Here is a 24,846-nt window from a genome sequence, read left to right as displayed (position 1 = left end):
CCGACGTCCGGGGCGACGGCGACGTCGGCCGCACGGGACGGCCGGTGGCACGGCGCAGCGAGCGGTGGCGACGACCGGGGACCAATGGTGACGACCCACGGCGGCGGCCGCGCGCAGCACGGAGGACCGCGGCCACAACGATGGCACCGGCGCGGGCGGGGGAACGGGACGTCACCGGGGCGAGCCGGACGACGACCGGGCACCCGACGGCGAAGCCGGCAGCGGGGGCAGGACGGCCCCGACGCCGAGACGGCAGCCGACGCCGGAGCCCGACAACCGCCGGAACGACAACGCCGGGACGAGGCACCCCGGCAAGCCCGGCGACGGCCCGGCGCGCCCGGCAAGCCGGACAGCAGGCGGCAAGCCGGGAGCACGACGGCGCGGGCCGGACGGCGGCCCGGTAGCCCGGCAGCGAAACCGGCGGCCGGGACGGGCAGTTGCGGTGTCAGGCGTCCGGGGCGTGCTTAGCCGTCAGGAGCGTCACGTCCAGTGGCAGTTCACGGCTCGTTTCAAGCGCAAGCCCGGCTCGGGCGAGCAGGTCCCGGAACTCCGGCAGGGTGCGCTCACGGGCCCCGGGGAGCGTGACCAGCATGTGCAGGTTCCAGGCAAGCGCGAGGCGGTCCTCCCCGTCCTCGGGCATCAGCCGTTCGAGGATCAGCAGGCGCCCGTATGCGGGCATGGTCCTTGCGACGGCCTGGAGCACGCTCACGCAGGCGTCGTCGTCCCAGTCGTGGAGGACCCGGGACAGCAGGTAGACGTCCGCGGTCACCGGCACCTCGGCGAAGAAGTCGCCCGGCACCAGCGTGCAGCGCTCCAGGAGGCCCAGCTCGCCCAGGTTGCGGCGGGCGTCCTCGATGACGTGCGGCGCCTCGAACAACACGCCCCGGACGAAGTCGACGGCTCTGAGCACCTCAGCGAGGAGGGAGCCCTTTCCGCCACCGATGTCCGCCACCACGCGGGCCCGGCCGAAGTCGAAGCGCTGAGGGACCGCGCGGAAGAACAAGGCGCCTGCGGACATGGAGTGTTGGAAGGTGCCGGCCAGTTCGGGATGGGCGGCCAGGTAGGCGAAGAACCGCGCGCCGAAGACGTCGCTGAAGGCGTCCTGTCCGGTCCTCAGCGAGTACAGCAGACTCCCCCAGGCTTGGTAGCACGGTCCGCCGTACATCAGGGCGAGGCCGCGCAGCGAGTCGGGGTGGCCGTCCGTCAGCAGTGTGCCGCCCTCGGTGAGGGCGAACCGTCCGTCCTCGGTGCGGCGCAGCATCCCCAGGCCCGTGAGGTAGCGCAGCAGCCGGGTCAGTGCACCGGGATCGGTTCCGGTCCGTTCCGCCAGTTCCCGCGCGGTGGCGGTGGAGCGGGCGAGGTGGTCGGCGATCCGTAGTTCGGCCATGGCGTGGAGCGCCTGGGTGCGCCAGGCACCGGTCAGCAGGTGCAGGGCCTCGCGCTGGACCCGGTCGTCCGGCCCGGGGTCCGCGGCAGGTTCGGTCGTGGCGGTCACGGCGCCGTCTCTGATCCGGTGGTCTTCCAGGCCGCTGTGCCCCCATCGGCGGCGGGCGTGTCGGGCAGCGGCCGTTCGCCGGTGAGCCAGGCCCGGAGGGCGTTCTTGCGGACCTTGCCGAGCTCGTTGCGGGGGAAGCGCGCCACCGTCTCGACACGGGTGGGCCAGTACCAGTCGGTCATGCCGCGTTCGGCCAGCCAGGCGTGCAGTTCGGCGAGGCCGGGGGCGCGGTCGCCGGCCGGGACGACGACGGCGCAGGGCAGGTCGCCGTGCTCGGCGGGGTAGCCGATCAGGGCGACGTCGGCGATCGCCGGGTGCTCGCGCAGCTCCGCCTCGACGTCCAGGACGGGGATCATCAGCTGGGTGGTGCCGGAGATCCGGTCGGAGGCCCGGCCCGCGTAGCGCAGGCCGCCCTCGCCGTCGGGGCGCACCAGGTCGCCGGTGGCGTACCAGCCGTCGGTGTCGGCCGGGCGCCACCGGAGGCGTCCGGTGTCGCGGTCGAAGGTGCCCAGGCAGACGGAGGGGCCGCGCACGTCGACCGCCGGGGCCTGGTCCGGTCCGGCGGGGGGTTCCAGCCGCAGTTCGATGCCGGGCATCGGGCGGCCGATGCTGCGGGCGGCCCGTTCGGGCGGGTCGGTGGGGTCGGTGGCGGTGATTCCGGCGGTCTCCGTCGAGCCGAGGGCGTTGACGACGTGCCCGCTCAGGGTCCGGCGCAGGAGGTCGACCAGTTCGGGCGAGGGGCTCGCGGCCATCGCGGCCACCGCCTCCCAGGCGGGCAGGTGTCGTGGTCGGCGGCTTTGTTCGTCGGCGAGGGAGGCGAGCATGGCCGGCGGGGCGAACGGGGCGCCGGCGCGGTGGGCGGCGATCAGGTCGAGCCAGCGGCCGGCGTCCCACCGGTCGCAGTACAGGGCGCCGGTGCGGTGGACGAGCGGTCGCAGGATGCCGTTGCGCAGGCCGACGCCGTGGCTGAGCGGGGTGAGTACCGGGAAGGGCTGCCCCGGCAGCGGGGGCGGGAACGGCAGTGGCCGGCGGACTCCCGCGTAGAGGGTGTTCAGGCTGTGCACGACGGCGGTGGCGATGCCGGTGGTGCCGGAGGTGAACAGCACCGTCGCGGCCTCGTCCGGTCCGAGGGCGGTGCCCTGCGGCGCGGTCGGGGCGGCGGCGCGCAGGCAGGCGTCGAAGTCGAGCGTGCCGGTGGCGGAGGGGGCGCCGACGACCGCGCCGAGGACCGCGTGGTGGCGCAGGGCCGGCAGGCCGTCGGCGAGTCGGGCGAGGGCCTCGACGTGCTCCGGGCCGGGGTCACGGTCGGTCGTGACGAGCAGGACCGCTGCGGTCGAGGCGAGCATCCGGCCCACCTCGCGTCGGCCGAACCGCAGGGAGACCGGCATGGTCACCGCGCCGACCCGCCAGCAGGCGAGCGTGAGCACCGCCGGCTCCCAGCGGTCGGGCAGCTGGAAGGCCACCACCTCGCCGGGCCGTACGCCGATGCCGTGCAGTGCGGCGGCGAACCGTTCCACCCGGCCGGCGAGGTCGGTGAAGGTGAGCGTGGTCGTCCGGTCGTCGTCCGCCCGGTGGCTGATGAGGACGCGCTGGTCGGGCGCCTGCTCGACGGCGTCGCGCAGGTCGTCCAGGAAGGTCCCGTCGCGCCACCAGCCCCGCGCCCGGTGGTGGGCGGCGGCCGCGGGCAGCGGCCGCATCGCCTCGAACAGGTCGGACATGACGTTGGCTCCCTGTACGTGGCCAAAGACGCCCTGGGCGCCTCCGGCGGACCATGACAGCACGCTCTCACAGGTGTACGGCCGGGGCTCTTCGGCTCACCGGAAGGGGTGGGCCGTCCAGCGGGCCGGGGGCGCGCCGTACGCGGTGGACACATGGCACGGCTTCCAGGCGTTCGCGCCCTGCCCGCACCACCCGCCCCGGCGAAGGCGAACACAGCACCGCCGAACGCCTGGCCTACCACTGCGTGTTCGTCACCGTCCCCACGCCCGCGACCGGAGCACGGCTCACCGTCGTCTTCGACGACGACACCCTGGGCACCCGCCCCGGACCGACTCGATCCGCCCCGCCACCCCGGAGAACACCGAGACCGAACCCGCCACCGTACCGGGCGCCGGCCCGGAGCGGGACGACGGCGCGTTCGCAACCGCCCGGCATGTTGGTGCCTTCCCTTTCTCGGCTGTGCGGTTCAACGGCGGCCGCCACCAAGTGGTGGCGGCCGTACGGGCGGTCAGCGTCAGCGGCCCCGGGCTGGGACGGAGGCGAGGTGGTGGACAGGCCGGTTTGTCAACTCGCTTGGGTGCCGTCGCCGTTGGCACCGAACAGGTCTTCCACCGTGTCCAGGTCGAGGCCGGCGACGGCGAGGTAGGTTGCCGGGAGGGGGTCGCGGCGGTGGGTCCAGCGGGCCAGTCCCTTCCACCGTTTGTGGTCGGCGAGGGCGTGCTCGACGGGAACGCGCCGGGACGAGTACTCACGGCAAGCCCGTTCCCCAGCCTCATGCACTTCGGGAGCGGGGTGCTGGCGGCCGTCCCTGCCCGGGGCGGGCCGGGACGGCGGGTCATGCGGGACGGGGTCAGCTGGTGACGGTCTCGGCGTGCCGGGTGAGCGCGCCCAGGAGCGCGGCCTGCTGCGCGGTCAGCTTGCCCTCGGTGCGGGCCTTGTCCTGCTTGCGCAGCCAGGTGCCGGGGCGGAAGGTGGGGTCTGCCTCGCCGCCGGTGCGGTTGGCGGGGCCGGTGAGGGTGCCGCCGGTGGCGAGGTAGGCGAGCAGGCGGCGGTAGGAGCGGTTCCAGTCCGGGTCCAGGCGCCACAGCTCGTCCAGGGCGTCGAGTTTGGCGGCCTGGCCGGGGGTGAGGTTGTCGGCCTTGCGCTGGCGGCGCATCCAGGCGCCCACCGCGTAGTCGTCGAGCTTCACGGTGGCGGGGATCGCCAGGTGCCCGTGCCGGTGGTGGAACGCCTGCGCGTAGGCGTGCCCGCGCTCCCAGGCGCCCGCGTTCTTCGACCAGATCATGCCGAGCGCGTCCAGCTCCGAGACGCGGGCCGCATCGAGCAGGTGCTGGCCGTTGAGGTGGCGCTGGCGGGTGAGCCAGGAGACCAGCTCGGCGTGCTTCGTCTTGTCGGTGGGGTCGAGGTGGCCGTGCTCGATGTGAAACCTGGCGGCGACGGCGTGCATCCGCTGCCACTCCACCGCGCGGGGGTTGAACACACGCAGCTTGACGGTCTGGAGGATCCGCGCCGCGTGGCGGCGGGCGTCGATCTTCAGCCAGTCGATCGGCGACTCCACCGCCGGCTCCTGCTCGCCCGCGCCGACGGCCTCGGCGGCCTGGTCCCCGGAGGCCGTGGTCGTGGTGGTGTGCGCGAGGCCCTGCGAGCGGTGGGCGCGCAGCTCGGTGATCCGGCCGACCACCCGGGCATCGTGCGCAGCGAGGGCCCGCAGGACCCGCCAGATGGTGCGGAAGCTGGTGGCCTCGATCTCGGTGTCGGCTTCGGCCTTCACGGCCTCGCCGGCGTCGTGGACCTCGGCCGGGGGCGCGGCGGCGGTGTCGTCACCGGCGGCGGGGGCGGGCAGGTAGACCGGGATGATGACCCAGGAGACCTTGCCCTGCCGGTAGGACTGGCGCAGGGCGCGGCCGACGGCCTGGACGATGTCGATCACGCTCGACTTGGGGTCGGCGAAGCACACGGAATCCACGGCTTGGACGTCGATGCCCTCGGACAGGAGGCGGGCGTTGGCGAGGATGCCGCATTCCTCGCCGTCCTCGCCGGTGTGGGCCTTGAACTCGGCGAACGCGGCACGGCGGTCCCTGAGGCGGTCGGCGCCGGCCACCGCCTTCGCCCAGATCCGCTCCGGGCGCTCCGCGTCCTCCAGCAGCTCCGAGGCCCGCGGCAGGGTGTCCGCGAACTCCCGCGCGGCCGACACCCGGGAGTGGAAGGTGATGACGCGGCGCAGGTCGAGGTCGGCGACCGCGCGCAGCACCGCGATCTGCAGCGCGAGGCGCAGCAGTTCCTCGTTGGAGCGCTGGGTGCGCAGGTCGGCGACGGCGGGGAGGTTGAGGAGGTCACGCAGGTCCTCGTCGGTGACGACGGGGACCAGGACGCGGTAGTCGGCGAGGTAGCCGTGCTCGATGCCCTGGCCCAGCGTCCAGGTGAACACGGTGGGGCCGTAGATCGTCTCGTCGTCCATCGAGCACAGCGCCGACAGTGCCTGGCCCTCGCCGCCCGGGGCGCCGTCGCCGGCGTCGGTGGTGAGGTCGGCCAGGCCGTCCCCGGCCGTGCGGTCGTCGACGATCCGCGGGGTGGCGGTGAAGTACAGGCGGCGGGCGGCGGGGACCTGGGCGTCGTCGTGGACGGCGGCCCAGGCCTTGCCGTCGGAGCCGGCGGTGCGGTGGGCCTCGTCGACGACGACGAGGTCCCAGGCCGGGAGCCGGAACTGCTGGTGGGCCTGGACGATGCGTTCCAGCGAGGCGTAGGTCGCGTACACCGTGACCGGCTGGTCGTCGGGGGCGCCGTTGACGAGGTCGGTGATCCGGGCGGCCTGGGTGGTGACCTGGGCGTGGACGCGGCCGCCGGCCTCCGCGCTCTCCAGCGCCTCCTCCCGCGAACAGCCCGCCACCGCGAGTCCGCGGCGCCCGCCTCGCAGCGACCAGGCCTCGGCGGTCTGTTCCAGCAGCTCGATCGTCGGCACCAGCACCAGGACCCGGCCCTTCGCGGCCAGGCGGCGGGCGCAGCCGGCGGCGATGAGCGTCTTGCCGGAGCCGGTCGCCGCGACCACCGTCGCCCGGCCGCCGTCCCTCACCTCGCGCACGGCGGCGGCGACGGCGTCCTTCTGGAAGCCGTGCAGCGGCAGCGGGTTCGCCGCGTGGAACGGCTGGGCCGCCGGCGGTGTCCGGGTCCGGGCGCGCGGCCTGGCCCTCACGCCGTGGTCGGTGGTGGCGGTGGGGGTCTCCACGGCGGTGCTTCTCCTTGCCGGCGGCGGGCAGCTGGGCGGTGGTGCGGGGCCGGCGGTCAGTCCGGGTCGGCGTAGTTGTCGAGGGCGTCGATGAGGTCCTCGACGAGGTGGCCGAACGGTGTGGGGTTCCAGTCGCCGTCGAAGCCGCCGTCGAGGAGGAGGCCGGCGAGGGCGTCGGTCAGGAGCCGGGCGTCCTCTTCGCCGGGTGGCGTGCCCGGGTCGAGGACGACGTCGCGGGCGGCCGCGGCGCGGCGCAGCACGGCGAGTTTCTCGGCGGAACCGGTGAACCAGGCGGGGCGGTCGGGGTCGTGGGGTTCGGCGTGCCGGGTGCGCGGTCCGGGAGGGCTGGTGGGGTCGGGCCGGTTCGTGTGCCGGTTGTTCACCTGGTCGCCCCGGGTACCCAGGCGCGGACTTCGAGGTACCGGATATCGGCGTCCTCGACGGCGCGGCCGGTCTCCACCAGCCAGGCCTTCATGGCCTCGGTGACGTCGCCGTGGTGGCCGGCGACGCGCCGGGACCATTCGGCGGCGTCGAAGCCCCCGGTGGAGGAGCTGCCGTAGGTGCGTTCCTCGGTGCCGTCCGCGCGGGGGACGAAGCCGCGGCGCAGGCCCGGGGAGTCCTGGGTCGAGCCGGCCGGCATCGTGAACTGGTCGGCGCGCATCCGCACGGTGAAGGCGAGGCGTCCCCGGGCCTGTCCGGTGGCGTGGACGACGGGGGCCAGGTGGCTCGCGCCGGACCTGATGGCCTGGCGGCCGGCGCGTGCGGCCATGCTCTCGCCGGGTGTGCCGACGACGTCCTTGCCGCGTACGCGGGCCTTGTGCCCGGTGCTGGTGCGGCGGCGTTCGATGTTCTCCCGGGCGACGGCGCCGAGTGCCTCGACGTCGCGTTCGCCGCCGCGCACCGCGCGCACGACCTGGCGCAGCGCGTCCACGAACGCCGCGCCCTTGCCCTTGGTGAAGAACTGGGAGACCAGCGAGGCGTCGCGGCCGAGCATCCCGGCGATCTGGCGCCTGGTGTAGCCCTGGTCGATCAGCTCCTGGGCCAGGCGGGCGGCCTCGTTGGGGTGGTCCGGGTCGGCCGGGCTCACTGGTCGGTTCCCTTCGCGGCGAGTTCGGCGCGGCCCTGGCCGCGCAGCTTGAGGTACTGGTCCTGGCTGGTGGGGTGGTCGACGGGGCCGGTGAGGTGGCCCTTGAGGAGGTAGTCGCCCACCTCGCCGCGGTAGGGCCAGGGCTGGCGTTCGGTCAGGGCGATGCCGTCGGTGCCGAAGTACACGACGGTGCCGGGCTTGGCGTGCAGCGCCCCGGCGGAGGCGATGGTCTCCTTGCCCTGGCGGTACTTCATGTCCAGCAGCGCGGCCCGGGCGCCGGACCAGACGTAGGCGGCCCACTCGGGGTGGGCGTACGGGTCTCGGGAGAAGCCGGCCTGGCGCTGCCAGGTGACGACCTGGTCGTCCTGGCCGAGGATCTCCACTCCGGCGGGGAGGGCCTCGCCGACGGGTGTGGTGCCGGAGACCAGGCGTGGGCGCTGGGCGAAGCCGCCCAGGCCGAACAGCAGTACGCTGCGGACGGCGCGGCTGGCGAGGTAGGCGGCGGTGCGCTGGCGTTCGTCGGCGTGGACGCGGGAGAGGTTGGTCAGGTCGGCCCAGGCGGCTTTGAGGCGTTTGCCCCATTCGTCGAGGGGTTTGCCGTCCTCGAAGAGCAGGCCGCCGAGGATCTCGATCCGCCAGGGCGTCAGGTGGTTGGACAGGGCGAGGTGGACCTCGGCGCCGCCGGCCCAGGTGGTGAAGGTGGCGCCGGGCTCGGAGGGGTAGGTCCAGGCGCGGTCCCCGGTCACGGGGGCCGGGAGGAGGCCGACGTGGTTCCAGCCGGCCGGGACGCTCACGCGGATGTTCCAGTGGGAGCAGGACATCAGGGCCTTCACCTGCTCCTGCTCGCTCATGGCGGCGAACGCGGCGGCGGTGATCCGCCGGGGCGTGCCGACCGGGGACTTCCACAGGTGTTTGGCGTAGGCGAAGGTGCGGTCGTACTCCACCAGGGCGGGCAGCTGTTCCGGGACGCGCGGGGGCAGGATCAGCTCGGTACGGCCCTGGCCGCCGGTGGCGTGCAGCAGGCCGCGCAGTTCTTCGGACAGGACCGGGTAGCCGCCGGCCCACTTGCCGGTGGTGGGGATGGTGCGCGACCACAGGTCCCGGCCGGTCTGTGACGGGGAGCCCATCAGGACCGCGTCGTCCCAGTGGCGGCGCAGCGCCTGCCACAGCAGGGTGAAGGCCTGGCGGCAGGTCGTCACGTCGGCGCCGTCCGGGTCGAACCACTCCCCCATGGAACGGATCTCGGTCGTCCCACTGTCGGGGGCGGTGGCGGGGGCGTAGCGGCCGACGGGCTGGCGCTGGTGGACGAAGTGGCCGGCGAGCTTGTCGCGGCCGGAGCCGACGGCGGTGGTCCACCGCTCGGAGGGGGTGTTGAGCCAGGCGGCGACCGCGTCTTTGAGGGTGGGGTAGCGTTCGGCGCCGTCGTGCCAGGGGGCGCCGGCGGTGATGTAGATGCGTTCGGTGCCGGGCGCGGTCGCCAGGACGGCGTCCAGGATCTGTCCGGGGGTGCGGGCGGCGAGGTCCAGGCGCACGACGCGGTCGCGGACGGCGAGGTCGCCGGTCGCGGTGTCCAGGAACACGGTGGCGCGGGCCTGCTGGGTGAAGTGGGGGCGTTTGGAGGCCAGGCCGGTGGTGACGGCTTCGAACCGGGCCCCGGCCGGGCCTTCGGGGAGGGTGGGCAGTTCACGCGGGCCGGCCACGGCCGGCGGGCGCGGCGCGGCGGGGACGAGGGCGACGGCGGGGACGAGGGCGACGGCGGAGGCAGGGGCGGGCGCAGGGGCGGGAGGGGCAGGGGCGGCCTGGTCCTCGGCGGCGGGCCCGGCCGGCCGCTCGGCCGTGTCGGCCGGGCGGGTCAGCGCCGGGGCGAGCGCGGCGGCGGTTTCGGCGGCCGGTGCGGTCTGCGGTGCCCGGGCGGGTACGGGGGTGGGGGTGGGTACGGGTGCGCTCTGGCCGTCGGCCTGGGCGGCGCGGACGTCCGTGGGGGTCGGGTCCAGCAGCGGGGCGATCCGCACGATGTCGCCGACCGACAGCCCGGAGGCCTTCGCGACCGCTGCGGCCTGGGCGCCCTCGTACCCCGCGAGCCCGGCCACCTTGCGGGCGCGCTGGGCGGTGAGCTTGTCCAGCTCCTTCTGCGCGGCCGCGACCGCCTTCTCGGCGGCCGTGATCTCCGAGCGCAGCGCGCGCAGGCCGGCGAGTTCGGCGGTGTACGTCTTGCGGTCCATCAGGCCTGCTCCCCCTCGGTGGCGGGCTGGTCGGCGGTGCGGGTGGCGACGTAGGCGATCGGGCCGCCGGACACCGACGCCAGCCGGGTGCCGAGCAGCAGGCCCGCCAGGCGCGCGTCCTCGGGGTCGGTGGGGGCGGCGGCGTTGACGGGGGCGGTGAGGTCGGTCAGGTAGCCGGCCAGGCGGGCCCCGGTGAAGCGGTGGCGCCCGGTGGTGCCGGCCGTGCCGTCGGACTCCCACCCGGTGAGGCCGGTCAGCACCGCGACGACGAACCCGGCGACCGTGACCGGCAGCACGGCGCCGGCCGCGACCCGGGCCGGATCGCACCGCCACCAGCCGGAGAGCGCGGCGAGCAGCTGCGCCTGGTCCAGCCCGGTGCCGAAGCCGATCCAGTCGCGGTCCGGTTCGTCCACCTTCGCGGGGGCGTCCGAGCGCAGCACCGCGACTTCGGCCGGGCCGAGCACGGCGAGGTCGGCGGCGGGACGGGCCTGCAACTGCTGGAGAGCGGCCAGCGGGAACACCTGCCGGCCCGTCTCGCGTACGCCGGGGACCACGCCGGTGGCCATCAGCTTCTTCACCGTCGGGATCGAGCAGCCCAGCGCCGTCCCGGCCTGTCCGGTCGTCACGAACACCCCCAGACCTCCATGCCTGTCGACTTGGCTTGAAACGCCAGGGGAACTCTATGCCGCCCGCTGCGCAGGTCATGCCTTTTCAGTGGGCCATACAAGCATGAAAGGGGCGGTGGTCCACCCCGCGCCGCTCGGCGCCGGGCGGGGCGTGGCCGGCCCGAGGGGGGAACGGGCGCGGCGAGGACGGCCTCGCCTGCCGCGAGAGGGGCGTCAGCCGCCGTACTCCTGGGCTTCCTTGGTGGCGGGGCCGCGTGCGTCGATCTTGAGGATGCGGGAGGCGATGGCGCCTTCGTTGCGGCCGAACTCCGTGGACAGCTCGGAGAGGGAGGCGCCCTGGGCGCAGCGTGCGGTGAGTTCGGTGTCCTCTTCCGGTGTCCAGCGTTTGTAGGCGTTGGGGTGCAGGCGTCGTTTCTCCTCGACGGTGTAGGCCTTCTCGGGCTCGGGGGTTCGGGGGGTGGGAACGGTGGCGGCGGCGGTGGTGGTGGCGGTGGTGAGGCTCTGGAGCAGTTGGGTGATCAGGGCGGTGTCGGCGAGGAGGATGTCGCCCTGGAGGTCGGTGACGATCTCGCCGCTCTCGTCGCATCCGGTGATGCTCAGGTGTCCCCGTCCTGGGGTGGGGGACTCGTAGGAGAGGTCGTAGCTGCGGGAGCCGTCGGGGGCGCGCAGGGTCAGGGTCTGCCGGGTCGTCTGGGTGGTGATCCAGTCGGAGTGGTCCGAGTCCGGGTCCGGGTCCGGGTTCGGGTTCGCGGCCGGGTTCGTCGGCATGGTGGGGCCCTTCCCGCCGTGGCACGGGTGGGGCCCGTGCGTGTCCTGGTCTGATGTCGGGTCAGTGGGGGCCGACACGATAGCAGCGGCGGGGCGGGCCGGCGGCGGGTGGGTCAGGCCGGGAGGTGGGCGGCGACGAGGGTGGCGAAGTCCTCGGGGGTGAGGATGCGGATGCCGAGTTCCTCGGCCTTGGCGCGCTTGGAGCCGGCCTTGGAGCCGGCGACCAGGAGGGTGGTGCGCCGGGAGACGGAGGAGGAGGCCTTGCCGCCGGCGCGTTCGATGAGTTCGTTCATCTGGTTGCGGGAGAGGTCGGCGAGGGCACCGGTCATGCTGCCGGTGACGACGACGGCTTCCGCGGCCAGCGGGCCGGCGTCGGCGCGGGTGTCCGGGGTGTCGTTCTCCCCCGTCTGCGCGGCGGCGGCCGGGGTCGTGACGGCGGTGCCCACGCCGAGGGCGGCGAGGCGGTCCAGCAGCGGGGCGAGGTCGGCGAGTTCGGCGGCGATGACGCGGGCCTTCTCGGTGCCGATGCCGTCCACGCCGGCGAGGGTGTCGGCGTCGGCGGCGCGTACGGCGGCCATGGAGCCGAAGTGCGCGGCGATCCGGCGGGACATGGTGCGTCCGGTGCCGCGGATGCCGAGGGCGCAGAAGACCCGGTTGAGGGGCTGGGTGCGGGCGGTGTCGATGGCGGTGAGCAGGTTGTCGGCGCTGGTGTCCCCCATGCGTTCCAGGGTGAGGAGTCGGTCGCGGGTGAGGGTGAAGAGGTCGGCGAGGTCGGTGACGAGGCCGGCTTCGACGAGTTGGACGGCGCGGGTGGTACCGAGGCCTTCGATGTCGAGCTGGTCGCGGCCGGCGGCGTAGCGGACGCAGGCGACGGCCTGGCAGTCGCGGCCTCGTACGCAGCGCCAGCGCTGTTCGGTGGTGTCGATGGCGTCGCCGCAGCGCGGGCAGGCCTCGGGGAAGGTGATCGGCTGTTCGTCCCCGGTGCGGGCGTCGAGGACGGGGGCTTCCACACGGGGGATGACGTCACCGGCGCGGTGGACGAAGACCTGGTCACCGAGCATCAGGCCGCGGCGTTCGATGTCGGCGGGGTTGTGCAGGGTCGCGAAGGTGACGGTGACGCCGTCGACGGCCACCGGTTCCAGGACGGCGCGCGGGGCGATGATGCCGGTGCGTCCGACGTTCCACTCCACGGCGAGCAGCCGGGTGACCTTGTGCCGGGCGGCCAGTTTGCGGGCCACCGCCCAGCGCGGCGCGCGGGAGCCGCAGCCGGCGTCGGTACGGTCGGCGGCCGGGTCGGCCTTGACCACGACGCCGTCGATACCGAAGGGCAGCTCCGCGCGCAGCGCGGCGATCTCCTCGACGCGCCGGCGGACCTGGGTGATGTCGGTGCAGCGGCGCGGTGCGGCGGGGGTGGTGGCGGCGGTGTGGGCGCCGAGGGCGGCGAGGTGTTCCAGCAGGGCGCTGTGGGCGAGGCCGTCGGGGCCGACGGCGTCGTAGGCGAAGAACGTCAGTTCGATGCGGTAGGGGCGGTCCTTGGCGCGCAGGGTGCCGGCGGCGCCGTTGCGCGCGTTGGCGAAGGGGGTGGCGCCGTGCTCGGTGCGGACCTGGTTGGCGTGGTCGAACTGGTCCTGGGTGAGGAGGACTTCGCCGCGCAGTTCGATGTCGGCGGGCTCGGTGAGGTGGGCGGGCAGGCCGAGGATGGCGTCGGCGGCGTGGGTGATGTCCTCGCCGGCGAGGCCGTCGCCGCGGGTGATGACCCGGTGCAGGCGTCCGGCACGGTAGCGGGCGGCGATGGCGAGGCCGTCGAGCTTGGGCTCCACGCACCAGGCGGTGACGGGGCGTGCGAGGCGCCGTTCCAGTGCGGCGGCCCAGGACTCCAGTTCCTCGGCGGAGAACACGTTGTCCAGGGAGAGCATGGGGACGCTGTGCGGGATGTCGCCGCTCGCGGCGCCGCCGGCGACCTTGCCGGTCGGCGAGTGGGGCAGGGCCTGCCCGGGGTGGGCGTCCTCGTAGGCGGCGATGGCGCGCAGCAGGGTGTCGTACTCGTCGTCGCCGAGGGGGGTGGAGCCGTCGGCGTAGTACGCGGCGGCGGCCTGGACGGCGATGGTGACGGCGTCGGCGTACGCGGACGGGCCGGACAGCGGGGCGGCGGTGGCGGTCATGCGGGCATCATGGCGCCCGGCACTGACAGTGACGGCCGGGGGCGGGGCGGGTCAGACCGGTGAGGGCGGTGGCGGGGTCAGACCGGACGGACGGCAGCGGTGGGGGCGGGCGTGGGTTCGGCGGGCACGGCGGCGGCCCGGACACCCGATCCCCCGGGTGTCCGGGCCGCCGCGCCGCCGGCGTGTGGTGCGCCCGGTCAGCCCGCGAGGGTCCGGTGGAGGGCGTCGAGGCCGTCGGCGTAGATGGCGTGGAACAGGTCGACGGCCTCCCGCTCGGTGGCGCCCTTCGGGTTGAAGCGGCCGGACCACTGGACCTCGGCGGCGTCGGCACGGCCGGGGACGGCGTGGACGCGGATGGTGGAGACGTAGCCGTCGACCGGGAAGGGGGCCTGGAGGATGGCGTAGCTGTAGCGGCGCTCGGTCTCGTTGAAGTCGACGAGGCGCTCGACGATGACCTCGCCCTCGGGGTTCTTCAGGCTGCGGACGCGGCCGCCTTCGGAGGCGGTGCTCTCGGGGATGTAGGGGAGCCAGTCGGGCAGGGCGTCGAAGCCGCCGATGAGGTTCCACACCTTCTCGGGGGTGGCGGGGACGATGCGGCTGACGGAGGTGGAGGCCATGATCGCTTCTCCTGGGCTGTGCTGGGGTGCGGCGTGGGTGTGGGGGGTGGGTGAGGCTGGGGGGTCAGGCGCCGTTGGGCAGCGGGGCGGCCGGGCTGACGAGGCCGGCGGCGCGCAGTTCCTGCCAGAACGCGGCGGGAACGCTCTCGCGGAGCGCCGCCTGGTCCTCGGCGATGCGGCCGGGCTTGGTGGCGCCGGCGACGACCGCGGCGGTGGCCGGGTGGGCGAGGGAGAACTGCAGGGCGGCGGCCTTGATGCTCACGCCGTGCTTCGCGGCCAGGGCCTTGAGCCGGGTGACGCGCTCGATGATGTGCGCCGGGGCTTCCTGGTACTCGAAGTGGGTGCCGCCGGCGAGGATGCCGGAGCTGTAGGGGCCGCCGACGACCATGTCGACGTTCTGCTCCTGGGCGAGGGGCAGCAGGCGCTGGAGGGCGTGCTCGTGGTCGAGGAGGGTGTAGCGGCCCGCGAGGAGGAAGCCGTCGGGCTTGGGCTCGTCCAGGGCGAGGGTCAGCTCGATGGGCTCGGTCTTGTTGACGCCCAGGCCCCAGGCCTTGATCACGCCCTCGTCGCGCAGCCGGGACAGGACGCGGAAGGCGCCGGTGCGGGCCTCCTCGAACTTGCTCAGCCACGCGTCGCCGTGGAAGTCCTGGGCGATGTCGTGGACCCAGACGATGTCCAGGCGGTCGGTGCCCAGGCGCTTGAGGCTGTCCTCGATGGAGCGCTCGGTGGCCTCGGCGGTCCACACGTGCAGCATCTTGTTCGGGTTGCCGTGCTCGAACAGCCCGCCCTTCTCGCCGAGCTCGCGGGCGCCCTCCTCCACTTCGTCGAGGATGACGCGGCCGACCTTGGTCGACAGCACGTAGGCGTCACGGGGCTTGGCGGAGAGCACCTCGCCCAGGCGCTCCTCGGCGAGGCCGGCGCCGTAGAAGGGGGCGGTGTCGTAGTAGCGGACGCCGTGGTCCCAGGCGGCCTCGACGGTGGCCAGGGCCTCGATGTCGGGGATGGCGCGGAACATGTTGCCGAGGGGGGCGGTGCCGTAGCCGAGCTTGCCGGGGAGGATGTTCTTGAGGGCCATGTCAGTGCCTTTGCGGAGCGGGCGGGCGGTCGTGGGGAGGGGACCCGCCGGGGGTTACGCACACACCGGGTGATTGGTGCAGACGCGCCTTACATGCAGAAACAATAGTTGCATGCGCGGGGCAATGCAAGGGGTGGGCCGCTCCCGGACGAGCGGGTGGGCGGGGGCTGGGTCCGGCGCCCCTCCCCCGCCCACCCGGCCGGACCCGGGTCAGGAGGCGGTGAAGACCACCTGGTCGACCGTCCAGAACGCGCTGTTGGTGCCGGTGTAGCGGAACTGGAAGCGGGCGGTGGCGGCGCCGGCCGGAACGGTGACGGGAAGGTTCTCGACGGTGTTCAGGTCGCTGCGGTAGGACTTCACCAGCTGCGGGGCGCCGTTGTCGAAGACCACGTAGAGGTCGCCGGTCTGCGGACCGTCGATCTTGTAGTTCGTGGCGAAGGACAGCACGCCGCGGCTCGCGCCCGTCACCGGGTAGGCCGGGCTGACCAGGGTGGAGTCGAACTGGCCGGCGCCGTGCGCCTTGTCGTCCCACTCGTCGGAGTCGGCGACGGCGAAGACGTTGCGGGCGCGCACGTTGGTCTCGCGGGACTGGCCCAGCTCGGCGGCGCTCCAGAACTCGTCGGTGGCGAAGGTCCAGCCGCGCCACTCGGTGACGCCGCCGCCGGGCATCCGGGAGTTGTCGATGCTCCAGCCGGCCGGCGGGGTGTGGGTCCAGCCCTTCACCGCGGCCGGGATGCCGCTCTCGTCGGCGCGGGACTGAAGGCTCGGGCGCAGCGCGTCGAAGGCGTCGGGGGTGATCTCGTCGATGGGGCGGCCGTCGAGCTTCCAGGCGGGGTCGATGGCGGCGCCCTCGTGCTTGAGGACGGTGGGGGCGATGTCGACCGGCTTGACGTCGTAGCGGCGCGAGCCGGGGGTGTAGCCGGTGCCGTTGGCGATCAGGAAGGTCTGGCGCTCGTTGGCGCTGTTGCCGCCGTGGCCGCCGGCGTCGGTGTGGCCGTGGTCGGTGGTGACGATGACCAGCCAGTCCTCCGAGGCGTACGTGGGGCGGGACTTGACGGCCTGGAGGACCTGGCCGACCAGGGCGTCGGCGGAGTGCAGGGCGGCCAGGTAGTCGGGGCTGGCGCCGCCGCGGTTGTGGCCGGCCTCGTCGACCTGGTCGAAGTGCAGGAAGGTGGCGTCGGGGTTGCCGTGGGCAAGGTAGTCGACGGCGTCGGCGGCGGTCTTGGTGTCGTTCTCGCCCTCCTGGAGGCGCACGTCGGCGCGGCCGTTGAAGACGTTGCCGGCGATGGGGTTCCAGGAGCCGATCACCAGGGTGGAGTCGGCGGGATCGGCGTTCTCCAGGCGGGTGGCGAAGTCGGGGTAGAGGTCGAGGCGGGCGCCGGTGAAGTTGTTGTCCTTCACCTGGTGCTTGTCGGGCCACACGCCGGTGGCGATGGTCGACCAGCCCGGGCCGGAGAGGGTGGGGGCCAGCGGGTTGGCGTAGAGGTTGCTGGTGGCGGTCATGCCGCCGGCCATCAGGGCCTTGAGGTTGGGGGCGTCGGCGGTGAGCAGCTTGTCGTAGCGGGTGCCGTCGACGCCGATGACCAGGGTCTTGGCCTGCTTGGTGCCGTTGGGCAGGCCCCGGTACGGGCCGTCCGTGGCGGCGGCCGCGGTGGAGGTGGTGGTCGTGGCGGAGGTGGCGGCCGTGGCGGTGGCCCAGGCGGTGGCGGACAGCGGGATCAGCGCGGCGACGGTGGCGGCGACCGTGGCGGTGGCGAGGGCGGCGGAGCGGGAGGTGCGCAACGGGGGCTCCCCATGGGTCGTCAGTGCGGTGCGTTTGCACCGGAAGTGAGGATGGGTCAGACGGGCGAGGACGACCGCTCGCCGAATCCACGGTCGTATGAACAACCGCCGAAATTCAGACCAGACCCGTTATGTTCACGTGATCTTGAGTCCCGGGCCGCCCGGGCCGCCCGGAGGGCACTCGGTAGGCTTGCGCGGTGAACCAGCCCATCCTCCGCCCCGGCCCCGAGCCCGCCCGCGCCGGCGTCCCCGAGCACGGCCGGGTGCCCAAGTACTACCTGGTCAAGGCCCGGCTGGAGGAGCTCCTCGCCGAGCTGGGACCGGGCGGGCGGCTGCCCACCGAGGCCGACCTCGCGCAGCGCCACGGCGTCGCCCGGGCCACCGTGCGCCAGGCGCTGCGCGAACTGCTGCTGGAGGGCCGGCTGCGCCGCCAGGGCCGGGGCACCGTGGTCGCCGGGCCGAAGATCGAGCAGCCGCTGTCCCTGAGCAGCTACACCGAGGGCCTCTCCCGCCAGGGCCTGCGTCCCGGCCGCACCCTGATCACCCTGGAGGAGCTGCCCGCCGACGCGGCGATGGCCCGTCTGCTGGACGTCCCCGAGGGCGAGCCGCTGTGGCACCTGGAGCGGGTGCTGCGCGCGGACGAGGAGCGCGTCGGGCTGGAGTCCACGTACGTGGCCGTCGCCCGGGTGCCCGCGCTGGCACGGGACTTCGACCCCGAGGGGTCCTTCTACGGCTACCTGCGCGAGCACGGGGTGCGGCTCGGCGCGGCGGACGAGCGGATCGAGACGGTGCTGGCCACCCCGCGCGAGGCGCTGCTGATCGGCACCCCGCCGGCGCTGCCGATGCTGCTGCTGCACCGGCGCAGCCTGGACGCCGGGGGGCGGCCGCTGGAGCAGGTGCGCACCCTCTACCGGGGCGACCGCTTCAGCTTCACGCTCGCCCTCGGTGCCCCGGACGGCGGCTGACCGGACGGCGGACGGACAGGGGCCGGACGGGGGCCAGACGGCCGGGGGCGCGCGGGGCCGGCGGGCGCGGGCGCGGGCGCGGGCCGGAACGAAGGACGGAGGGCCGCGGCGATCCGCCGCGGCCCTCCGTCGCTCAGGTCCTGGTCCCGGTCAGCAGGGGCTCAGCCAGTAGACCCAGCCCCAGGGGGCGGCGGGGTCCTCGCTGTAGCCGCCGGGCGAGGTCCACCCGAGGTTGCCGTTGACGTCGTAGAACTTGGCGTGCAGCCCGGACCGCTGGTTGTTGATCCACGAGCCGGTCCCGCCCCAGGGGATCGGGTTCAACTTGTCGCAGGTGAAGAACGTCAGGGTCGCGCCCGTGAAGTTCGGCAGCTGGTACGCGCACACGTAGGTGTACGGGCAGGTCGCGGCGAGACCGCGCACGTCGCCCGGCGCGGCGAGGTCGCGAGCCCGCGCCTCCCCGGGCAGCGGGACGAGGAGCGCCCCTCCGTCCAGGCTGATCTTGTTGGCGGCCACCTGGGTCCCGCCCATCGTGGCGAGGTAGCCGTCGACCCTGCTCTGGAGTTCCGCGGCCTGGGAGCCGTTCAGCCCGGCACTCCTCGCCTGGGCCGAGAAGTCCGGCCCGGCACCGGCCCGGCCCGGGCCGGCGGCCGCCCCCGCGGCGGCGCCGGCCACGCCCGTGGTGGCCAGGATCGCGAGGACCGCCGTCACCACCGCGACGACGGCTTTCCCCGCCGCGACGGACTTTCGAATTCCGCGCTCTGTCACTTTTCCCCCGTCCGTGAGATGTCCTGCCATTGCACTGGGGACAACCTAAGCCGCACCCGCCCGCATTTGAAGTCGGCGGACGAAAGCGGAATTCACCGGTGTCGAATTCGGTTCACCCCGACAAGGACCGGACGGGACCCGGGCAGGGCCGGACGGGCCCGGACGGGGCCGGAGGCTCCGGTTTCGCCGGGCGTGGCGCCGTGTCCGGCAGGCCGGAAGGCAGGACGGCCCGGCCGATTCCGGCGCCGGAGCGGGAATTGCCGCAAAAGGCGCGCGACGGGCGGCATCCGCCTTCATTCGGCCGGTAATGGTTTCAATGCGCCCTTCTCCGGCGATTGTGCGCGCCGGTGATCGGACCGGCCGAATGGACCGGCCGAATGGGCCGCCCCGGGAATCCACGGCGGGCGGGTGCGGTTCTCGCCGCCGACGGGCAGGGGACGTGGAGGGAGCGGCGATGCGCGAGTGACGGCCGGTACACCGGGAGTTTCCGCAGGCGGGGGCCGGACGGAGCGCGCCCTGCCCGACCTTGTAGGTTTCGGTGTCACCGGCTGCGAGGTGCCGGTGACGCCGGGTGGGGTAGGGGAGCTCCGCCGGGCAGGAAGGGGACGAAGCGCGGAAGGGAAGAGCGGACAGTGGCCACGAGCACGGAGAGCGTGTTCCGCAGCGAGGGCGTGCCCGGGAAGGAACGGTTCGACTGCTGGCGGGAGTTGGTCGGCCGCACCCGTGACAGCGAGGTGACCAGCGCCCACGCCGACGACTTCCGGGCCGAGATGCGGCGCCTGGAACTGGGCCCGGTGACCCTCCTGCGGACCTCCTTCCCGCCCACCCGCTTCCAGCGCACCGCCCGCCGGGTGCGCCGCTCGGACCAGGGGGTGTTCCACCTGACCCTGCTGCTCGACGGCGGCTTCGCCCTGACCCGCGACACCGGGCGCACCGAGACCTTCGGCCGCGGCAACCTCCACATGCTCGACAGCTCGCACCCCTTCGACCTGCGGGCCTTCGGCACCCGGGCCCAGGCCCCCGAGGACCTGCGGATCGAAGCCGTCGGCATCGACTTCCCCACCGCGCTGCTGCCGCTGCCCGCGCACCGGGTGCACGAGCTGCTGGGCCGCGGCTTCTCCGCCCGGGAGGGCACCTGCGCGCTGCTCTCGGACTTCCTCGTCGGCCTCGACCGGCAGGCCGCCGCCCTGGGCCCCGCCGAGACCCCCCGCCTGGGCGGCGTCGTGGTCGACCTGGTGGCCGCCTGGCTCGCCCGGGAACTGGACGCCGAGGCCGCCCTGCCCGACGACACCCGCCGGCGGGCCCTGGTGGAGAACGTCCGGGGCTTCGTCGCACGCCGCCTGCACGACCCCGAACTGACCCCCGCGGTGATCGCCGCCGCCCACCACATCTCGGTCAGCTACCTGCACCGCCTGTTCACCCGGCATTCCGGCGGCGAGACCGTCGCCGCCTTCGTGCGCCGGCGCCGATTGGAGAAGGCCCACCGCGACCTGGCCGACCCCGCGCTGCGCGACCTGCCCGTCCACGCCGTCGCCGACCGCTGCGGGCTGCCGCGCGCCGCCGAGTTCAGCCGCGCCTTCAAAAGCGTGTACGGGCTCTCTCCCAGCGAGCACCGGCGCCAGGCCCTGGCGGGGACCGGATAGCCGTGCGGACGGGCGGGCTGTGCGCGCTCGGGCGGGCGCGGGCGGGCGGGCCGTACGGGCGGCGGGCCCTGCCCGCGCGAAAACGCCGCATCGTGCACACCTGGCACGCACGGGCGGGGCGGAAAACCCGGACCTGTGCACCCGATGCCAAGAACTGTCCACTCAGAGCCAACACCGCGGGGTGCCACCCTGGCATCCTCCAGAGGTGAACACCGCGCGGCGGAACACCCTGTTCCGTTGACGCGCCGGCGGACCGGCACGCCACGGGGGTGCGTGCCGATCCGCCGTTCCCGTACCGGGCGGGCTCAGCGGGCGGGCTCAGCGGGCCGGCGCCGTGCCGTTCGCGTCCTCCCTGGTCCAGGCGCCGGCGCCGAGGCGGCCCGTGGTGCCGAGGTCGAGTTCCGGGGTGACCATGACGGGGGCGGCGTCGGGGGTGGCGCGCACCCGGACGTACGGGGCGTTCTGCGGGGTGCCGGCCTCGGTGGTGTTGCGCCACACCAGGACGGAGCGGGCCCCCTCCCCCGGGCGCAGCGCGATCTTCCGCGGCGGGTCGTCGGCGCCGGTGCCGGAGGCGATCTCGGCGCCGCCGCGCAGGACGCGCACGCCGTCGAGGGGTTGGTGGTCGGCGTCCAGGGGCTGGACCTGCGGGTAGCCGTCGAGGGTGACGGTGGCGGTGCCGCAGTTGCGCAGGTGCACGCTGACGGCGCGCAGGCCCATCGCGGCACTGCCGTCGTCGGCGTAGAGCCGCAGGCCGGAGGGCGGGCAGGGGCCGTCGGGGTGGGGGGCCTCGGCGGTGGGCACGGAGCGGACCGTGAGCAGTTCCGGCTTCGGCGGGCGGGGGTTGTCGGGCCTGCCCTGGGTGGGCGCGCCGGGCGCGGTCAGGTCGATCCGGCCCTTCTCGGTGGCGCCGGGGGCGAGCGCGGTGACGGTCCGGGTGAGGTTCACCGCGTCCCCGGGGCTGCCGAACACCGCCGCGCCGCGGCTCGGGTCGGGGCCGTCGAACACCACGGTGTAGTCGTACGGTTCGGCGTTCGGGTTGGTCACCTCGTACTCGAAGCAGGTGGGCCCGGCGGTGGTGATCCGCGCCCCGCCCTGGGCGAGCCTGGTCGGCTGCGGTGCTCCGGGCACGGTCGGCGGCGGGGTGCCGCACGACGCGGGGGTGCCGGACTCCCCCGGGCCGCCGCCGGAGGCCGTGGTCGTCGCGGAGGCGCAGCCCGTGAGCAGCAGGGCGGCGGCGGTCGCGGCGGTGGCCGTGGTGGCCGCGCGATGGCGGCCCGTCAGCGGGCGTCGGGGCGAGGGGTTCTGGCGCATCGGGCGAGTCGATCACACCCGGGTGCCGGGGGTCCACCGCCGCGTCGGCGGCTGCCGCCCGTGCGTCCGGCCGTGGTTGCCGGGGTGTCACGTGCCGCGGTGGCCGTGAGTGCGGATATGTATACCTGGGATCGTTTCGTCCCTGTTCGACACAGATCACTCCGACCGGTGAGGACTCCGTGACCGCACCCCGCCTCCCCCTGACCGCCGACAACACCGCGCTGGTCCTGATCGACCACCAGGTCGGCACGATCGCGTGGGCCGGTGAGCTGGCCGGCGAGGACGAGCGCGACCAGCTGAAGATGTGGGTGCGCACGATCACGCGCTTCGCGGCGGCGGTCGGCATCCCCGTCGTCCTGACCAGCAGTCTGGAGGACCGGCAGCAGGGCCCGCTGCTGCCCGACTTCCAGACCCTGGTGCCCGCCGCGTACGCCGGCCGGGTGCGGCGCGAGGGCGTCATCAACGCGTGGGACGACCCGGCGTTCGTCGCGGCCGTCCGCGCGACCGGCCGCGAGAACCTCCTCGTCGGCGGCCTGACGACCGAGGTGTGCCTGGTGCCGCCGGTCCTGTCGGCGATCGGGGCCGGCTTCGGCGTCGCGGCCCTGCTCGACGTGTCGGCCGCCGGCACGCGCACCGCCGCCGCCGACAGCCGCGACGTGATGCGGGCCGCCGGGGCGGAGCTGCTCACCGTCGTCCCGGCCCTGACGCGGCTGCTCGGCAGCTGGCAGAGCGGGCACGCCGCCGCGTTCTTCGCGGCCATGGGCGAGGAGGGGGTCTTCGCCGCCTTCGCCCGCGGGAACCTCAGGTAGCCCCGGAAAACCCCGGAAGACCCTGGCCAGACCCCGGCCAGACCCCGGACGCACCTCGGATACATCTCGGACAGACCTCGGACAGACCTCGGATAGGGAGCACGTACATGTCCGCCATCAGCGCAGCCGACCGCTTCGAGATCCACGAACTGCTGGCCCGTTACTGGAAGGCCGTCGACGAGGGCGACCTCAAGGGCTTCGCCGCCACCTTCACCGAGGACGGCAGCCTCACCAACTACACGGGGACGACGACCGGCCGCGCGGCGCTCGCGCAGTGGCTCGACGACTACGGCCCGAGCCGCGCCGGCAACCGGCACATGAGCACCAACACGACCGTCACCGAGGTCGACGGGGACACGGCGACGGTCTGGAGCTACATGGTCGTCCTCGCCGCGTTCGAGCCGCGCACCCAGACCCCGCACGTCGCGGCCTACAGCCGGTTCAACGACACGGTGGTGCGCGGCGACGGCGGGTGGCTGTTCAGGGAGCGCGTGATGGACGAGATCTCCCTGAACGCCATCGACTACCCCGGCTGAGCCCGGCCGCATGCGTCCGTACGCCCGCCCGCGCGCCGTGCGGGGTGCGGGCGGGCGGGCGGGCGGGGTGCCGGACGTCGGGTCTCCCCCGCCCCGGATCCCGGCGCGATCCGTATGGCAGGATCGGGAAGCCTGACGCCTTCCCGGGCAGGCCTGACCGGAGGACCCACGACGTGTCGACACCACCCGATTTCCGCGGCTTCGACCTGGTGCGGCGCGGCTACGACCGCGAACAGGTCGACAACTACCTCACCGCCCTGTCCCAAGCCGGTTCCCCGCCGCCCCCGCCGGCGTTCCAGATCCGCTGGCGGGGCTACGACCGCGAACAGGTCGACGCGCGCGTCGCGGAACTCCTGCGCCGCGGCAGGTAGCCCCGTACGGCGGACGCCCATGGGCGGGGCCGTCGGCGTCGGGCCCCTCGGCGTCGGGTGCGGCCCGCGTCGGGTGCGGCCCGCGTCAGCCGCGGAACAGGTTGTGCCCCACGTCGGACGGGACCTTGTCCTGGGCCGGCTTGCTGCCCGGGCCCGGCACGTGCTCTCCGGGGACGGGGTCGGCGCCTTCCCGGTGGAGGAGGACCACTCCGTCCTCGGCCCAGACCTGCCGGTACCCGTGGTCCAGCAGGAGCCGGATCCGGTCTGCCTGCTGCCCGTCCGTGGCGAAGGGGAACGACCGCTTGTCGGAGCGCGTGAGCACGTACTCGCGTCCCCGCGGGGTTTCGTCCACCAGCACCACGTCCGCCCTCGCGGTCAGCCGCGGCGCGATCTGGTTGTCCGCCTCGACCGACGCGCCGTCGGGGATGAGCGCGGCGGCCCGCACCAGGGCGGCCTCGCTCGGCTTGGGCTGCCAGTAGGACGGCACGGCCAAGTGCACCAGCCCGATCGGCACGGCGGCGGCCAGCGCGCAGCCCGCCGTTGCCAGGCCCAGTGCGCGGGCGCGTCGGGCGGTCCTCTCGTCGGCGCTCAGCCTGCCCAGCACCTCGATGGTGGCCGTCAGCATGATCGGCCAGAGCATGGAGTCGTAGTGGCGGGCTATCGACCAGTGGTTGGGGTTGCTGGAGAGGATCCGCTCGGCGAGCAGCGGAAGGGCGCACAGCACCGTTGCCGACCGCAGCGGCAGCAGGAGCATCGTGCCGAAGAGCCAGAGCAGCAGCAGCGGCTTGAGCGGCTGGTCGAACGCCGCCTGCACCAGCAGCAGCGGGTCGTGCAGCAGGTTGCGAAGCGCACCGCCGGCATCGAGGCCGAGCGAGCCGTAGTTCCAGTAGTAGCCCGGCTCGCCCCCCATCCCGGGGATCAGCCAGGTGACCGTCACCGCCGAGGCGAGCGGGCCGCCCAGCAGCAGGCCCAGCCCCGTGAGGCGGCCGGCACGGTCCTTCGAGCCGCGGGCACGCAGCAGCAGCACCAGGCCGTAGGCCCCCGCCACGAGGCCGAGGTCTTCCTTGGTGCAGCAGAGCAGGACGGCGGCGAGCACCACCGTGCCGTACTTCCGCGCGAGGCCGCGCTCCAGCATCAGCAGGGTCAGCGGTACCGCGAAGGCGACCTCGTGGAAACCGACCCGGGAGGCGACGAGCAGCGGCCAGCCGAGCGCGTAGACCAGACCGGCCAGGTCGCCGGCGCGGCGCGCGGTCCTGTGCTCGGCGTGGGCGAAGCAGTACGCGGTGATCCGCCGGATCAGGGGTACTCCGGCCGCGAAGAGCAGGGCCTGACCGATGATCAGCGAGCGCGGGTCGTCCCAGATCCAGTACAGCGGCGCGAGCAGGGCCAGGACCGGGGAGAAGTGGTCGCCCAGCAGGGAGAAGCCGGGCCGGAACTCGTGGTGGTAGCTCTTCAGGGAGGACACGGGCAGCCCGAAGTGGGCGTATCCGCGCACGCCTTGGTCGAAGATGCCGAGATCGAAGCCGCCGAGCGACACGGACGCCCAGCCCTGCATGCCGACGGCACACATGACGGCGAAGCAGAGAGCGCCGAGCAGCGCGGTGCGCCGGGCCGGCGTGAGGGCGGTGGCCGAGGAGTGCTCGCGCACGCCGGGTGTACCGGTGAGCGAT

Annotated in this window: 21 protein-coding genes; 5 read left to right on the top strand and 16 right to left on the bottom strand. The window is 74.3% G+C overall.

The features are described 5' to 3' along the window. Positions 1 to 445: 445 nt before the first annotated feature. The 13 genes from ACFRAR_RS15800 to ACFRAR_RS15740 all read right to left on the bottom strand — a co-directional run bounded on the left by ACFRAR_RS15800 (position 446) and on the right by ACFRAR_RS15740 (position 16,776). Positions 446 to 1,495: a methyltransferase gene (locus ACFRAR_RS15800; RefSeq protein ID WP_380698629.1), complete on the bottom strand. Its 1,050-nt coding sequence runs from the start codon at positions 1,493 to 1,495 to the stop codon at positions 446 to 448. Then, a complete protein-coding gene (locus tag ACFRAR_RS15795) occupies positions 1,492 to 3,213 on the bottom strand; it encodes an AMP-binding protein (protein WP_380698628.1) in 1,722 nt (573 codons plus the stop codon). The genes ACFRAR_RS15800 and ACFRAR_RS15795 overlap by 4 nt, the downstream gene beginning before the upstream one ends. Positions 3,214 to 3,778: 565 nt before the next feature. Then, positions 3,779 to 3,994, bottom strand: coding sequence for a hypothetical protein (locus ACFRAR_RS15790; protein ID WP_380698627.1), 216 nt, complete (start codon positions 3,992 to 3,994; stop codon positions 3,779 to 3,781). Positions 3,995 to 4,064: 70 nt separating this feature from the next. Continuing rightward, a complete protein-coding gene (locus ACFRAR_RS15785) occupies positions 4,065 to 6,437 on the bottom strand; it encodes a Helicase associated domain protein (protein ID WP_380698626.1) in 2,373 nt (790 codons plus the stop codon). A 56-nt stretch (positions 6,438 to 6,493) separates the two neighbouring features. Next, a complete protein-coding gene (locus ACFRAR_RS15780) occupies positions 6,494 to 6,820 on the bottom strand; it encodes a hypothetical protein (protein WP_380698625.1) in 327 nt (108 codons plus the stop codon). Further along, the gene (locus ACFRAR_RS15775; RefSeq protein WP_380698624.1) at positions 6,817 to 7,524 is read right to left on the bottom strand and encodes a helix-turn-helix domain containing protein; all 708 of its coding nucleotides are present in this window, start codon (positions 7,522 to 7,524) and stop codon (positions 6,817 to 6,819) included. Before ACFRAR_RS15775 ends, ACFRAR_RS15780 begins: the two co-directional genes overlap by 4 nt. Beyond that, positions 7,521 to 9,746: a hypothetical protein gene (locus tag ACFRAR_RS15770; protein WP_380698623.1), complete on the bottom strand. Its 2,226-nt coding sequence runs from the start codon at positions 9,744 to 9,746 to the stop codon at positions 7,521 to 7,523. Before ACFRAR_RS15770 ends, ACFRAR_RS15775 begins: the two co-directional genes overlap by 4 nt. Beyond that, a complete protein-coding gene (locus ACFRAR_RS15765) occupies positions 9,746 to 10,378 on the bottom strand; it encodes a DNA-binding protein (RefSeq protein ID WP_380698622.1) in 633 nt (210 codons plus the stop codon). Before ACFRAR_RS15765 ends, ACFRAR_RS15770 begins: the two co-directional genes overlap by 1 nt. A 207-nt stretch (positions 10,379 to 10,585) precedes the next feature. Next, the gene (locus ACFRAR_RS15760; RefSeq protein WP_380698621.1) at positions 10,586 to 11,140 is read right to left on the bottom strand and encodes a hypothetical protein; all 555 of its coding nucleotides are present in this window, start codon (positions 11,138 to 11,140) and stop codon (positions 10,586 to 10,588) included. 113 nt (positions 11,141 to 11,253) lie between these two features. Beyond that, complete coding sequence (ligA, locus tag ACFRAR_RS15755; RefSeq protein ID WP_380698620.1) at positions 11,254 to 13,302, bottom strand: NAD-dependent DNA ligase LigA; 2,049 nt, start codon at positions 13,300 to 13,302, stop codon at positions 11,254 to 11,256. A 197-nt stretch (positions 13,303 to 13,499) separates the two neighbouring features. Continuing rightward, positions 13,500 to 13,919, bottom strand: coding sequence for an SRPBCC family protein (locus ACFRAR_RS15750; RefSeq protein ID WP_380698619.1), 420 nt, complete (start codon positions 13,917 to 13,919; stop codon positions 13,500 to 13,502). Positions 13,920 to 13,983: 64 nt separating this feature from the next. After that, positions 13,984 to 14,994, bottom strand: coding sequence for an aldo/keto reductase (locus ACFRAR_RS15745; protein WP_380698618.1), 1,011 nt, complete (start codon positions 14,992 to 14,994; stop codon positions 13,984 to 13,986). A gap of 210 nt (positions 14,995 to 15,204) precedes the next feature. Continuing rightward, entirely contained in the window at positions 15,205 to 16,776 is a 1,572-nt protein-coding gene (locus tag ACFRAR_RS15740) for an alkaline phosphatase family protein (protein ID WP_380698617.1), read from the bottom strand. 197 nt (positions 16,777 to 16,973) lie between these two features. On the opposite strand from ACFRAR_RS15740, the gene ACFRAR_RS15735 reads away from it, so the two are divergent. Further along, on the top strand, positions 16,974 to 17,741 hold the full coding sequence (locus tag ACFRAR_RS15735; RefSeq protein ID WP_380698616.1) for a GntR family transcriptional regulator: 768 nt from the start codon (positions 16,974 to 16,976) through the stop codon (positions 17,739 to 17,741). A 150-nt stretch (positions 17,742 to 17,891) separates the two neighbouring features. Here the strand turns inward: ACFRAR_RS15735 and ACFRAR_RS15730 are convergent, their stop codons facing one another. Further along, entirely contained in the window at positions 17,892 to 18,506 is a 615-nt protein-coding gene (locus ACFRAR_RS15730; protein ID WP_380698615.1) for a peptidase inhibitor family I36 protein, read from the bottom strand. A 632-nt stretch (positions 18,507 to 19,138) separates the two neighbouring features. Here ACFRAR_RS15730 and ACFRAR_RS15725 point away from each other — a divergent pair. Beyond that, positions 19,139 to 20,149: an AraC family transcriptional regulator gene (locus ACFRAR_RS15725; RefSeq protein ID WP_380698614.1), complete on the top strand. Its 1,011-nt coding sequence runs from the start codon at positions 19,139 to 19,141 to the stop codon at positions 20,147 to 20,149. 318 nt (positions 20,150 to 20,467) lie between these two features. Here the strand turns inward: ACFRAR_RS15725 and ACFRAR_RS15720 are convergent, their stop codons facing one another. Beyond that, complete coding sequence (locus ACFRAR_RS15720; RefSeq protein WP_380698613.1) at positions 20,468 to 21,460, bottom strand: DUF4232 domain-containing protein; 993 nt, start codon at positions 21,458 to 21,460, stop codon at positions 20,468 to 20,470. A 179-nt stretch (positions 21,461 to 21,639) separates the two neighbouring features. Here ACFRAR_RS15720 and ACFRAR_RS15715 point away from each other — a divergent pair, with 179 nt between their 5' ends. The 3 genes from ACFRAR_RS15715 (at position 21,640) to ACFRAR_RS15705 (ending at position 23,176) form a co-directional block, all read left to right on the top strand. After that, a complete protein-coding gene (locus ACFRAR_RS15715; protein ID WP_380698612.1) occupies positions 21,640 to 22,269 on the top strand; it encodes an isochorismatase family protein in 630 nt (209 codons plus the stop codon). A gap of 107 nt (positions 22,270 to 22,376) precedes the next feature. Next, positions 22,377 to 22,805, top strand: a complete 429-nt coding sequence (locus ACFRAR_RS15710) for a nuclear transport factor 2 family protein (RefSeq protein ID WP_380698611.1) — start codon at positions 22,377 to 22,379, stop codon at positions 22,803 to 22,805. A gap of 173 nt (positions 22,806 to 22,978) precedes the next feature. Next, complete coding sequence (locus ACFRAR_RS15705; RefSeq protein WP_380698610.1) at positions 22,979 to 23,176, top strand: hypothetical protein; 198 nt, start codon at positions 22,979 to 22,981, stop codon at positions 23,174 to 23,176. A gap of 85 nt (positions 23,177 to 23,261) precedes the next feature. Here the strand turns inward: ACFRAR_RS15705 and ACFRAR_RS15700 are convergent, their stop codons facing one another. Further along, positions 23,262 to 24,824, bottom strand: a complete 1,563-nt coding sequence (locus tag ACFRAR_RS15700) for a DUF2079 domain-containing protein (protein ID WP_380698609.1) — start codon at positions 24,822 to 24,824, stop codon at positions 23,262 to 23,264. Between the last annotated feature and the right edge of the window lie 22 nt (positions 24,825 to 24,846).

Origin of the sequence: Kitasatospora sp. NPDC056651 (assembly GCF_042792155.1) — a bacterium.
Classification (GTDB): Bacteria; Actinomycetota; Actinomycetes; order Streptomycetales; family Streptomycetaceae; genus Kitasatospora.
The sequence above is the reverse complement of the archived record's forward strand: the minus strand, read 5'-3'. Positions and strand labels throughout refer to the sequence as shown.